Genomic DNA, 13,243 nt, shown 5'->3' with positions numbered 1-13,243 from the left:
ATGAGTCTTTTTTCTTTCGCTGAAGTAGTAAACCATAACTGGCACAAATTAAACTTTGATACGAAGCGTCGTAAGCGTATTTATAAATCAATTGCAGTGATGCTTAAGAATGAAGTCCAGCTGCAAAAAGCACTTTTCAGACTTTATGAAATTTATAGTAATGGTGGTAAGAAAAAAACAAACTCAGTCGCAATTATTTTACTAAACTGCTATCAGGCTGTGGGTAGCGGTGACTCGTTAGGGACAGCATTAGGTCGATGGATTCCGCACCATGAAGCCAGTATGCTTCGTGCAGGTGAAAAGGGGAGTCGACTGATTGCTCAGTTAAATGATTTAATTGACGTGTTGAATACACAAGGGAAAATGAAAGGTTCAATAGCTAAGGCTGTAGGATATCCTATTTTTCTGATCTTGTCGGTTGGATATCTTTTATATTTTATTTCATATAAGTTAATTCCACCCTTTGCGAAAATGAGTAATCCAGCATCTTGGGAAGGAAATGCCAAATTTCTTTATGAACTGTCAATGTTCATTACAAATTATGGTATATATCTTTTGATCGTAGTGATATTTTTTGTGTTTTTAGTTATGGCTTCATTTCCGTATTCTTTTGGAAGTTTGAGAGTATGGCTTGATCGAATTCCACCTTATTCGATATATCGTACAGTAATTGGGGCGTCTTTCCTTCTTTCTCTTTCGGCATTGGTATCATCTGGTGTAAAGCTCAACGTTGCGCTTGCTGAAATTATGCAGGAAGCATCTCCATGGTACAAAGAGCGTGTTCATGCTGCTCTATTTGGTATTAATAGTGGTGTTAAGTTTGGTGATGCGTTGGCGAATTCTGGTTATGATTTTCCAGACAGAGAGGCTATCCAGTTCATAAAAGCCATTTCCGATGGTGGTAAATTAGATTTGGTACTAAACGATTATGCGCGGGAATGGTTGGAGGAAAGCGTAGTTAAAGTAGATCTGATGGCATCAGTACTTTTTAACGTAGGTATTGCACTGGTTGGTGCCGCTATTTTATTCGTTACATTAGGCATGAATGACATGGCTAACATGGTTGTTAATCCGTAATGAATTATATTTAATAATTTCCCTTTAAATAATATACTCTAGTTAACCTCGGTGAATTATAATAAATAACTTCATTAAAGAATATATTATATTAGCATCATGCGGTTATTCAAACTAACAATAGGTGATTATGAATACATTAACGCGTTTTCAAAAAAAGAAACTCCACGCTGGGGTGACACTGATTGAAATTCTTGCTGGAATCGTTATTCTGGGCGGGATGCTCTATGCGATCATGGGGCGTGTAGGCACTGCAAACGAAAGTGCTGGAGTTAACGCTGAACAGGGGCATATTGCTATGCTCAGCAATGGCATTTCCGGGAACCTCTGGACGTCGAGCGGCTATCCAACTGGTGATTTATATACATATCTGAAGAACAATAATTTGATTCCTGGTGATATGACTGATACCGGGACAGGTATCAAAAACAGCTATGGTGGTGCCGTGTTGGCTACGGGAGCAAGCACTTATTATACAATTAGCTATTCTTCAGTACCTAAGCAAGCTTGTAATAAGTTATCCGTGCAAATGTCGAAAAGCAGTACTTTTTCCACAACGACGGTTAACGGTACAGTATTAACAGGTGAAGTTACACCTGCGCTATCATCAACAGCCTGTAACTCAGATTCAAACACATTGGTCTGGAAAAGCACTATTTAATTTATAAACCATTTATTTTAGGGATACATTAACCCTCCTTTACTCTATGAGTACTTCAATGGCAAGTAATTTACGTGAACTTGAGTTCATCGATTTATACATAGCTTCTGATTTCTCAGATTACCATGATGGAGAAGGTCGTTTCTCAGTTCCAACTGATCTTCATACGGAAATTCAAAATATTAAATCCAAGTGCTTGGAAAAAAACCAGTCTAGAAACAATCCTGAATTTTCATTATTTTATGATGGCGTCAGATATCGTGTCACTGTAATACAGGATTTTGATGACTGTCCTGTTTTTTTTCTAAGAAAAATTGAATCTGAAATTAGAGAGTTAAGCCAGCTAAACCTGGTCGATTCAACAATTGACCTTCTGAATATAAAAGAACAGGAAGGACTCATTTTAGTTGCGGGTAAGATGCGACACGGTAAGACCACAACAGCTGCATCAATAGTTAGCTATAGATTAAATAAATTCGGTGGTATTGGTGTGGCTATTGAAGATCCAACAGAAACTTTGCTCGCGGGTATCCACGGAAGCGGAAGGTGCATACAGGCTCAGGCTAGTCGTTTTAATGGTGGTTATCAAGAACCCCTGATCAGGTCTCTTAGGTCGGGGGCAGATTTGATTTTCATTGGTGAAATACGCGAGCCGGATACAGCAAAGGAAACAGCTGTGGCTTCGATAAATGGACACTTAATCATTTCTACAATTCATGCAGGAAGTATCCGTGAGGCAATAGAAAAGTATTGTGCATTAGCCGGTCATGAAATAGCGAGTTCGCTTGCCGAAGGATTAACCCTTGTCATCTTTCAAACTCTGACATCGACTAGGGCGCAAGGTGTGATCACTAATAAAGTATTAGAAACAATATGTTTTCGAATAACTGATGCGGCAAGGGTTAAAATTAAAGAAGGAAAATTCACCTCCTTAGAAAATGATATACAACAGCAACTAAATCAAGAGCAGTGGAGTTAGTTCTTGTTTACATGCCAATATAACCATATGGCGGTATTTTTATGAAGCGTTTAAAAAAAATTCATAGCGGTATGACTCTCTTAGAAGTTATATGGGGGATTTCCATTCTCGCTGGAGCTACAATCGCTGTTTGGAATTATCAGAATAAACAAGCGGAAGAATTATTGAATGCTGCTACTGCACAGTATCAAAATACACTGACAAAGGCATCGCAAAAATACATCAGTGATAATTATGATGCTGTGTTGGCAGTGGCGTCACCTACAACACCTGCTGTTATCACCGTGCAAATGTTGAAAACCACAAAGTATTTGCCTGCTTCCTTTGGTGATACTAGTCCCCGTGGGCAAACATATCAACTCTACGCTATAGAACCCTCGGTTAATAAGTTGGAGTCGATTCTTGTTAGTTCAGGTGGTGCTGCTATTAATGACGGTAGCTTGGTCAAAATTGCCAACAAAGCGGGTGCTTCAGCGGGATATATCGCGTCATCAACACCAGGTGTAGTCAAAGGAGCATATGGCAGTTGGAGTACGGCGCTTTCCAACTATAAGCTTGGGAACAATGCAGGTCATCTTGCTTCTGCTCTATTTTTTACTGATGGTCAAATAGATAACGATTATTTGTACCGATCAGCTGTTTCTGGACACCCGGAAGTTAATCGGATGAATACAGCCATTGACCTTAATTCAAATGATTTGAATAACGTTAACAATACAAATACAACCACACTCAAAAGTACTACAACCAATACCAGTGGTGAGACATATACAGGAGGCTGGTTCAGAACAACGGGTGACGGTGGTGTTTACTTTTCAAAATATGGCGGTGGCTGGTATATGGGCGATTCCTCAACTATCAAAGCATATGGTGATAAAAACGTGCAAACAGCAGGTGGATTTTATGGTGCATACGTTAATTCAACGGGCAACATCGATGCGAACGGAAGTATTACTGGCAAGGGAACAGTAACGGGAGGTACAGTTCAATCCCGGAATAATGTTCAGGCCAACGGTAATATCGTTGCTAACGGTTTTCTGTACTCTGGAATGGTCGTCGGAGCTGATAATGGTTGCCCCGCAAATGGCGCTATAGCTCGCAATGGCTCAGGGGCAATACTTAACTGCCAAGATGGTGTGTGGAAAAGTCCCGGCAATTCAATAGCCTGTATCAATTTGTATGATACTAGCCAGCGCGTAAGAAATGCGTATTTTAACGTTTTTGGTAATAAAGACCCAGGCGGGGTCGGGGCCCGTGATGACATACACATCTTTTGTGATGCGGGCGGTAACGTGTCCTCCATTATTGGTCTCGGAATGGGTATCATATATTGATGAAATATACCTTGCATTATTAACTTAGATTGTACCTGTGATCCTATAAACATCCTCAGTTTTTTTTGAACGGCGATATTTAGTTAAGATATATCGCCGTTCCATTTCTTTTTACCATCTTAATGTCACTCTTTGTTCAGCCCATTGAGTGACAAGCTCCTGTTCAGTTTTCAATTTATTCGGCGCAATTATTTATCTTGATACGGGCCAATTAAAATTTCTTATTTTCCCGTTAATCATGGTTATATGGTTTGCGGTAAACAAACATATTCCCATTTTGTGGCTGTCATACCGGAGGCTTTGATTTGAACCATCATAGTTCGTTTAGGTTTGATCCACTTAAGCTGTTTTTCATCAATGCGCATCAGGTTTGAACTTTGTTTCCAGTAACTCTCATCAACTCCTAATACCACCTTAGTCGCGGTTGCAGCTATAAAATCGGCAGTAAAGTGTACTGGCGTTTGGCCGGCAGCTATTAATGCAAGGCCAAACTTACGGGCCTCGTTAGCGATTTTGTTGAGGATGTTGTCGGGATCTGAATCAAGATAAATTTTTGCCTCATCCAGCACGATGACCTCACAAACGTCACTTTGCTCTCCTCGCTCTACTGCACGCATGAAAATTTCTTCAAGCTTGAAGAGGACAAACAGGCGACGTTCTTCGAGGCCCAGAGCTTTGATATTGTATCGCCATACAGGATTAGAGGTGTCAAAAGGCGGGGTTTCTGGTTTGAATACGCCCATTGCCTCAATGTTCTGTATGCGTTCTAATACTGACTTTAGCACATCTGTAGATGAGTATTTGATGATATCTTCCAGCTCCATGCCAGTGGACAGACTATCGAGATAGCTTTTGTACCTGTCGAGCGCTTCGTCTTTTGCCTTATCAAAATCGCTCAATATTTTTTCGTCATAGCTGCCCAGATTAGCAGTCTTCTGAAGATCGATTCCTCTTTTAGTAATCGTTCGGGCGATCTTGTTTACCGCTTCAAGTTTAGTGACTGCATCCTGACTGGTTCCAAGAAATGATTTCAGCAGAACATGCCGGGAAAATCGCACGAGGTCAGATGTCGTTGGGTTTGCTCTTCGCAGGGATTTCGGAGGCCAGCGGGTTATGCCACCTGTATACTCCTTCTCGGGTATCCACCATGCTTTTATGCCGGGAATTCCATCCCACTGTGCTCCAAGGCGGTTTGCATCTGATTTATCTTCGAAAGGTACATCTAGATAAACACGATCTGCATGTTCTGGGGATGTCAGTAGTTCGGGAACCGGTTCAGCTTTCCATGTTTTTGGATCATCCTGAACAAAACCATGGCGTGCATATAAATCAATTAAAAGATTTCGGAGTGTAGATTCCTGTTTGCTTCCCATTGAATGCATCACTTTATTCATTGTGGACATAAAGCTCTGAACACGTTTTCGGACGCCACCAAAGTCTGGATCAGGATTAACTTCAAGGGGATTAAGGCCATAGCGAGTTTGTTCAGAGAAAAAGACAGTGCTGGCTCCTTCTAATTCAATATCCCCGTGAACGTCAAACACATGGACACGTAACTGATGATGGTAGTCATACGAGTTGCACATTTGCGCTACCATTTTTTTTAAATTGTATGTCTTTCCTGCCCCTGACATTCCAATCAATACCATATGTGGATTTACAGCTGTTTTGCTGTTCCATTCAACAGGTACTTTCTTGTTGTCATTCTTTATTGCCCATGATTCGTAGCCAAAGGTTATTTTCACAAGCGGCCTTTTTTCTAATTGATGATTTGAATAAGCTTTGTGATATAGTATTACTTTAAATAAATAATTGCGATGTTAAGGAGGCTTAATTGGACGCATTTGATCCGGTTTTATTGTTTAATTCTGACCTGTCCTTTGAAGAAGATAAACTTTATGTCATGGATGAGTTGAGCCAGATACGTGCTAGTGAGGAAAATATGAGGCGTTGTTTTAGCCTCCGAATTGCTTCGCGCATCGTTTCACTGGTTTTAATGCAAGGAGTGATCACACCGGACAACAACTTTATTAACGCCATGGATGCTTTAACTAAGCGATTTTCGACGTTATTTAACGCGGCCTATGATTTCTTGAAAATAGGAGCGGCAACGGACGACCATCTCTATGTAGTTCAAATGATGAATAATGCAATCATTGATTTGATGACAAATGAAATCAGGCTGAAAGCCGCAGGAGTTGAAGTGATTAAGGGTGGTCTGAATGAAAAAGATTTAGGTGATTTTATGAGATCTATTCTTATATCACAGAAGCTCGATTTTATTTCATTCTCACCCTCAGGGGAAGTTGGTTTTTCTCATGAATCACCCTTGCTTTCATCCGACCAAGTTAGACGTACAGCGTTAATGAGTGCCGCTATCAAATTTACTGGTCTTGGAAATATCTTTGATTATTTTTATCGTGAATTTAACGTAATTATTCGTTTTTTAATTAATGAAGTTATGGATGTTACTGAGCGCCAATTAAAGGCTGTTGCTAAAATGAATACTGCCGTGCCAGTAAGTTTCGCTATGGTCGCAGATTATTATAATAATAATGTGGGGTTAATGTGTGAAGTTTACAAGCGAGTGGCAAAAGATGATGTCATTAAATTGAAGGGAATGAGTGACATAGATAAGAGCGTACTTCTTTCGCATTATCAAACAGAAGGAATGTCATTCACTCACATTGGCAAGCACTACAGAGCCGCTTCTAAGCAGGTTACAGATCATGTAGAGTTTATAATGGATGTTTATTACTCCCAATATTATGAGGAAGTTTAACATGTCGTTTAACCGCGATTATAAAGTATTAATTGAACAGATGGCACAAGATAAAAACGCGCATTATTTTCTTAATGCTGAGCAGTTAACTGATAAACAATTAGCCCTTTTTTTTACTGATTCTATACTCTGCATCGCAGATGCCTATATGAAGGCCTATAAGCTACCTGACACCAATCTGGATTTCGTCATGGAGCGCAGTTCTGGCAACTTGTCACCTTTCCCGTTGTCTGCTGTTCCTCAGGCCAAAGCGACGATGTTTTCCCTTATAGCGCCGGTTGTCAGCTATGTCTTTGAAGAGCACATACTTCCTTATGCTGGCGAACTTTCGGTTGTGTATCAGCTCGCAGGTAGTGTGCTGGAGCCTGGCTTCAATCTACAACAAAGGCATCCTGAGCTAGTAACTCAGTATAATAGTATTAAGTCAGCCACATTAATCAATGCAACAAAACAAGAAGTGGATATGAGCAATGGGCGTTCAATTAGCTGAAGATAATGCCGACTTATTTTTAGAAGAGTTAAGAACATTTCAGACCCAAGATGATCCCGCATTGCGGGAGATTGTACTTTTTGGATTTCAGCAAAAGTTAGTTGAACTATTGCATACTTCGGATTCGTCAGTTTTTGTACAGGATAAATCAGCAATTCATGAAAGAGTTGAAGAACTTTATCAATCCGAGAAGATTGAGCACCGAGGGCTTGATATCGTTACTTATTCAAATATGAAAAAGGCATACTGTCTGAGTGAGTCGGATTCCCTTGTCTCAGACTTGAAGGATTTAGTTTCATTAATTAATGTTCCTGACCTTGTTTCGTTTATTCCTTTGGAGTTATACCGCTATTATTTCCTAAGTCTGATGTATAGGGTTGGTGGTGTAATAGAATACCTTACTAATGCAGGAATGGATTCCTATTCCAAGATGTTAAATAACATGGTGTTAAATGAAATAAATAAGATGTCGAAGAGTGAATCATTAGGTGCAGTCATTATTAATGAGTGTCACGCGTATTTTATAAATGACACGTCTGAGCTACATTATGATCTGAATCTTTCCGCTATGACATTAAAAAAGAAAGGGGTTTAGAAAATGTACAGTAATCCTTTATCTGCTGAAGGTCTCATTTTAAATTTTTCTTCTTTCCCCTTTATTCCATCGCAGGAAAGAATTCCTTTTGATTGTCCCAACATGGCATGGGTTGCCGTTGAGCATTTAGTTCTGGATGAAAAAGGGTTGGGCCGGTACGTCACTAGGGTTAAGCGGTTTATTGTAGAAGATTTAGGAGATCTCGCGTATACAGTTGCAGATTTGCGCAATACGAAAAGAGGATTTATAATTTATAAGGATATGAAACCTGAACTTTTGAGTAGTAATATTTCTGCTATTTTTGAGAAATGTCCCGTGCATTTACGTAATCGTATTATATCTCAGTGTTATCCTGAGGATATAATGATTGCGCTACAAAAGTCATTAGAAAGTGAGATGACGTTTGAAAAGATAACTGAGTATCTTTCTGTGTATAGAAGTATAATGTTTAATTAATACTTTAAAGCAAGGGTGTGAACATGATAATTCTTGAACACGAGGCTATAAAAAATATTTGCGTGAAAGCGATCGAGAATGAACTTCCTGTAGAAAATGGCATTCGTTTTGAATGGGCTAAATATCCTCAGGTCGGCGTTACCCATCAACATTCCTTCAGCGATCATGATGATGTTTTTGAAATTTCCATCCAGTCAACAGACGGTCTATCTTCCGAAAATATTATCCACATTATTTTTGTTATGAATGATGACGTTGGTGTATCTAAGATTATTGTTACGTCTGATGTTATGTCAGATGCGAATTACACGCTAACTATGGATAATTCTAAGGCGATTAATGAGCTTCAGAAGGCACTTCAATTTTATAAATTACTTAATGTGATCTAAGTGAGGGGCTGTGGCCAACAGATTATTTATCATTGAGGCACCTGGCAAAGAGAGTATTCTCAACAGGATACTTTATCAGGTATATAAACAGCGCTGTGAAGTAATATCAACTGTAGGTCACATTTGCGCTAACCCTCCAAACCTTGGCACTGAGTGGATCACTAACTCCCTTACTGAGCATTCATATCAGGTAAGACCTGAAAGACGGCGAATTGTTGAAAACCTTGCGGTCGCAGCCCGCATTGCAGATGAGATCTATCTTGCGACCGACGATGACCACGAGGGCGATGTTATTGCAAGAGATGTTGTCAAGAAGGCACTTGATGGTGTCGACATAAATAAATTATTCCGTGTCAGGTTGAGAGCTATGACCATCGACGAAGTTCGTCGTGCCATTTCTGAGCGAGAGCCTTTTAGCCCTGACGCAAACAAGGGGGATGCCCGGCGTGTATTGGATCGACTTATTGGTACTCTTTCTAACCGACAAGGCGCGATTGGTAGGGTGCAGGGTTCGATACTGATCGAATTAGCTTTGCAAACGCCTGTTACCGGTCTTGCTGTTTTGAAAATTCCGTCCAGTGATGGCGGGAGCGCCTTTACTGGCATATTGCCTGTTTTTGCAGGCGAGTCTTTTGACTTTGATGAAATAAATGAATTATGTAATGGATTACAGCTATCACCTGGGGCCAGCTTAGACACATCAGTGTCAACAACATGGAACCACACCGATATTTTACTGAACTGTAGCCTCCGAACCGGACAATCTCCTGTATCTCTTGCCGATGCCATGCAGCGACTTTATGAGCGTGGTCAGATGACTTATCCGCGTTCGTCACAGCGTACTGTCAGTTGTAACTCGGTTAACCGAACACAGCTTATTGCGCGAATGCAAGGGGTCAATTTCCGCCCTGAGCTTGTCAGGAATGTCAGAAGGCCGGATGCTGTAGGGCATGAAGCACCAACAATTCTCGAAAGTGATGTTCCTATTAACCGGCAGGTCAATGATCTATCAGATGCTGAGACGGCAGTAAAATTATTAGTCGCCAGAAACCAGGTTGAATCAGGTTTGCCGTGCAAAATGACCTTTGCGAATAGCGAGTCATTATCACAATTACCTGAAATATTAAAAAATATCCAATGGCACCGTAAGGATATTCAGGGATTGTGTCTGTGGAATGAAAATAATCCGCCTCATTTTAAACAATGGACTCAACAACAAAGTCTTCTTCATTTTATGCAACAGACTCATCTTGGTCGGCCATCTACAGTTATTGTCCATATTGAGAAGTTTCTTTCTCGTTGCCTTATAAATACTGACTTTTCATTGACAGATAAAGGTAAAATTTGGCTTAGTAATCACAAAGAAATATTCCACAATAAAAATATATCGAATATTATAGAGAAGTATTTTGAAGTAAATAATCAATCGCCAGAAGTAATGGTTAGAGCACTTTTGGAAATATGTCAGCTTGATGTTTCTAATTCTGTGGATTTAACCGGGCCTGAGAGGCATGAAATTCAGGAAGACACTGATGATGAATACACAACCAATCTTAATTAATAAATTCCCGCCTGGGGCATTTGTAGAGCTTGATGATCTGCTTTCGGGTAGAAAAATATCGCTTGTATGTCAGGATGGTATTACTTCAGTTGACAGCGTAGTGATTGGCTTTGCGACACCTTATCTTATTCACAAAAGTTTTAAGCCGGTCTTGCTTGGCAGTATTTCTCAGTTTGTTGAAACACATGGACTAAATGAGGCATATAACCGCCTGTTATCTGTCCTTGTTCGTAAAGAAATGAATGACGAGGCAAATGATCCGTTATTTATCATTCGATCACTGGACTGTCTGAGTAAAGAAAAAACTAAGGAGCTTAGTCTCAATGTTATTGATGATGCGATAAAAAGCAGTAAAGAGCAGCAACAAATGTTGAATGAGTTGCGTGTATGCATTATTCAGTACATTAAGTCAGCTCGGGAAAATATGGTTAATTAACTGAGGGTTTATGAAAAAGCCACTAATTATCGCGGAGAAACCCTCGGTTGCTGCGCAAATTGCAAAGTCTATTGGTCACTGTCAGAAAAAAACGGACTGTTTCGAAGGTGATGACGCGATTGTAAGTTACGCCTTTGGTCATCTTGTTGAAATATTTTCATCAGAGCTTGAGGAGCTTCAATTTGGAGACCTAGCCAGCCTGCCTGTTATTCCCGATAAATTTTCTATTCGCCCGACAAAAGCCACCGCGAAGCAGTTGTCAGCACTCAAACGATTAATCCAACGTGATGATGTGAGCATGGTTGTTAATGCGTGTGATGCTGGACGAGAAGGGGAGTTAATTTTCCGTCTAATTTATCAGATGGTTGGTGGACGCAAACCGGTCAAGCGGATGTGGATCAAGTCGATGACTGACGAAGGACTGCGAGAGTCATTTAAAAACATGCATGATGGGCAAGATTATGACCGCCTGGATCAGGCTGCTCGTAGCCGTGCTGAAGCTGACTATCTTCTCGGCATGAATATGACGCGTGCTGTGTCTGCATTAAAAAGGGTAGAAACAGGGCAGCAAACTGTTAGCAGCTGCGGTCGGGTGCAGACGCCGGTTCTTACTTTGATTGTAGATCGTGAGCTGGAAATCAAAAATTTTGTGCCGCGTGACTTTTGGGTGATCCTCGGCAAGTTTGGGGTCAATACCGGGGATTATGTTGGCAAGTGGATTAATTCCCGGAGCGAAGTGACAAAGGATGGAGAAGATGAAAAAAATCGTTTTTACGATATAAAGCAGGCAGAAGCGATACTCAATAAGTGCCGTAATGAAGTACCGACACGAGTAGAAGAAACTTCGGCTGTGACGCGCCAGAAGCCTCCCAAATTATTTAATCAGACAGAACTCCAGCGAGAATCGAACCGTCGATATAAATTTAGTGCGCTGGAGACGCTGAATTTAACTCAAGCTCTTTATGAGCGGCATAAATTAGTCACGTACCCACGCACATCGTCGCAGGCATTACCAGAGGGTGATGTTGAGTCGGTGGTGGAAACGCTCAGCACGGCATTTGAAGGGACGCAGTATGAAGATTTTTCTCGCCAGATTGTCAGCAGTGGTTGGGTGAATGGTGATAACAAAGCTATATTTGATAATTCAAAAATCACAGATCACTTTGCCATCATCCCGGCACCTGGATCGCGTTGTAATGTATCCGCACTGACGGACGACGAGCGAAAAATATACGATCTCATCGTGCGCCGATTTATGGCCGTCTTCTTCCCCTCGGCTGAATATAATGAGTCAAAGCGCCATACGCATATCGCTGGAGAAGTGTTTTATACAAGTGGAAAAGTTTTGATAAACGCGGGCTGGAAAACGCTATACCCACAGACTTCCAATGATACTCAGCTTTGCGCTCTTCAGCCTGGAGAGAACGCAGAGAACCATGGAATTGGGCTTAAAGCATCGGAAACAACGCCTCCGGCCCGGTATAACCCCGATACTCTGCTTGGCGCTATGCAGACTGCCGGAAAATTTATTGATAATGAGGAGCTAGCGACAGCGATGAAAGGCTGTGGTCTCGGTACTGACGCAACGCGTGCAGGGATCATTGAGCAGCTTCAAAAAAATAAAACTTCGGGTGGCAAATCCATGGAACCGTACATGGTATGTGAAGGCAAGCGACAGGAGTTTGTGCCAACATCAAAAGCCATTGACCTTATTTCCTTTCTGAAGAAAACGGGCATTTCAATTCTCACCAGCCCCATTCTTACCGGGCAGTGGGAGCAAAAGCTGGCACTGATTGAAGATGGTAGCATTCGTAAGCAAGATTTTATGTTTGGCATCGCCGAACAGACTCGAGAATGTGTCCAGATCATTAAAAACCGGGCTATTAAAATTACGGGTAAGCCTTTAATTCCATATTCATCTTCCAATGCCAGTATTGTTGAGGGGGATAAATTTTGTAGTTGTCCGGGGTGCAGCGGCGATGTAATTAAATTAACTAATCCATTTATAAAATTCAGATGCAATAACTGTAGTTTTTTGGTTAATGGTATAGTTGCAAATCGGGTAATGAACGATGATGAAATTAAACAACTTATTGAAACGGGTACTTTAGATGCTCGTGCTGGATACAAAAGTAAAGCGGGTCGTACATTTACCACAGCACTTGATCTAGATAAAAAAACGGGTGCAATTAGTTTTAATTTTCGTGACTAATAATTATTCCTTTCTGTTGTTTTTTCTGTGCTATTGATATTATATTCTGATATTAATAGCGCAGAATGTTAATTCCCCTCGCGCTGCTTTTCCCCTAATCAATGCATGTAAATGCATGGGCTTTCATTCTTTACGGTTCATTCTTTACTAAAAGGGTTTTATATGATGTGTACAGCGTATGACTTATCTGATTTAAATCTATCTTCTGACGAAATTGAAATTATTAATACTGGTGAGGAATTACCATTTTCCCTCGAAAAGGACAGTGGAT

Annotated in this window: 13 protein-coding genes; 12 read left to right on the top strand and 1 reads right to left on the bottom strand. The window is 40.7% G+C overall.

Features of this window, described 5'->3' with window-relative positions; translation table 11 throughout:
- The 4 genes from SJI19_RS16825 (at window position 1) to pilV (ending at window position 4,051) form a co-directional block, all read left to right on the top strand.
- Window positions 1-1,077: a type II secretion system F family protein gene (locus SJI19_RS16825; protein WP_323479431.1), complete on the top strand. Its 1,077-nt coding sequence runs from the start codon at window positions 1-3 to the stop codon at window positions 1,075-1,077.
- Window positions 1,078-1,207: 130 nt separating this feature from the next.
- The gene (locus SJI19_RS16820) at window positions 1,208-1,738 is read left to right on the top strand and encodes a type 4 pilus major pilin (protein ID WP_323479430.1); all 531 of its coding nucleotides are present in this window, start codon (window positions 1,208-1,210) and stop codon (window positions 1,736-1,738) included.
- A gap of 58 nt (window positions 1,739-1,796) precedes the next feature.
- Window positions 1,797-2,717 carry an ATPase, T2SS/T4P/T4SS family gene (locus tag SJI19_RS16815; RefSeq protein WP_323479429.1) on the top strand — a complete coding sequence of 307 codons (921 nt, stop codon included), beginning with the start codon at window positions 1,797-1,799 and terminating at the stop codon, window positions 2,715-2,717.
- 41 nt (window positions 2,718-2,758) lie between these two features.
- On the top strand, window positions 2,759-4,051 hold the full coding sequence (gene pilV / locus SJI19_RS16810) for a shufflon system plasmid conjugative transfer pilus tip adhesin PilV (RefSeq protein WP_323479428.1): 1,293 nt from the start codon (window positions 2,759-2,761) through the stop codon (window positions 4,049-4,051).
- A gap of 242 nt (window positions 4,052-4,293) precedes the next feature.
- Here the strand turns inward: pilV and SJI19_RS16805 are convergent, their stop codons facing one another.
- The gene (locus SJI19_RS16805; protein WP_323479427.1) at window positions 4,294-5,796 is read right to left on the bottom strand and encodes a DUF5710 domain-containing protein; all 1,503 of its coding nucleotides are present in this window, start codon (window positions 5,794-5,796) and stop codon (window positions 4,294-4,296) included.
- A gap of 89 nt (window positions 5,797-5,885) precedes the next feature.
- Between SJI19_RS16805 and SJI19_RS16800 the strand changes: the two genes are divergently transcribed.
- Genes SJI19_RS16800 through SJI19_RS16765 form a run of 8 tightly spaced genes read left to right on the top strand, consistent with a single transcriptional unit; the run spans window position 5,886 to window position 12,972 of the window.
- Window positions 5,886-6,833 carry a hypothetical protein gene (locus SJI19_RS16800; RefSeq protein WP_323479426.1) on the top strand — a complete coding sequence of 316 codons (948 nt, stop codon included), beginning with the start codon at window positions 5,886-5,888 and terminating at the stop codon, window positions 6,831-6,833.
- Between the two features lies 1 nt (window position 6,834).
- A complete protein-coding gene (locus SJI19_RS16795) occupies window positions 6,835-7,323 on the top strand; it encodes a hypothetical protein (protein WP_323479425.1) in 489 nt (162 codons plus the stop codon).
- Window positions 7,304-7,918 (top strand): hypothetical protein, encoded by a 615-nt coding sequence (locus tag SJI19_RS16790; protein WP_323479424.1) that lies wholly within the window; start codon window positions 7,304-7,306, stop codon window positions 7,916-7,918. The genes SJI19_RS16795 and SJI19_RS16790 overlap by 20 nt, the downstream gene beginning before the upstream one ends.
- Window positions 7,919-7,921: 3 nt before the next feature.
- Window positions 7,922-8,374: a hypothetical protein gene (locus SJI19_RS16785; protein ID WP_323479423.1), complete on the top strand. Its 453-nt coding sequence runs from the start codon at window positions 7,922-7,924 to the stop codon at window positions 8,372-8,374.
- Between the two features lie 23 nt (window positions 8,375-8,397).
- Window positions 8,398-8,763, top strand: a complete 366-nt coding sequence (locus SJI19_RS16780; RefSeq protein ID WP_323479422.1) for a hypothetical protein — start codon at window positions 8,398-8,400, stop codon at window positions 8,761-8,763.
- A gap of 10 nt (window positions 8,764-8,773) precedes the next feature.
- The gene (locus SJI19_RS16775; protein WP_323479421.1) at window positions 8,774-10,324 is read left to right on the top strand and encodes a toprim domain-containing protein; all 1,551 of its coding nucleotides are present in this window, start codon (window positions 8,774-8,776) and stop codon (window positions 10,322-10,324) included.
- A complete protein-coding gene (locus tag SJI19_RS16770) occupies window positions 10,296-10,760 on the top strand; it encodes a hypothetical protein (protein ID WP_323479420.1) in 465 nt (154 codons plus the stop codon). Before SJI19_RS16775 ends, SJI19_RS16770 begins: the two co-directional genes overlap by 29 nt.
- 10 nt (window positions 10,761-10,770) lie before the next feature.
- Window positions 10,771-12,972, top strand: coding sequence for a DNA topoisomerase (locus SJI19_RS16765; protein ID WP_323479419.1), 2,202 nt, complete (start codon window positions 10,771-10,773; stop codon window positions 12,970-12,972).
- Window positions 12,973-13,243 lie beyond the last annotated feature (271 nt).

Origin of the sequence: Acerihabitans sp. TG2 (genome assembly GCF_035013185.1) — a bacterium.
Classification (GTDB): domain Bacteria; phylum Pseudomonadota; class Gammaproteobacteria; order Enterobacterales; family Enterobacteriaceae; genus Acerihabitans.
The sequence above is the reverse complement of the archived record's forward strand: the minus strand, read 5'-3'. Positions and strand labels throughout refer to the sequence as shown.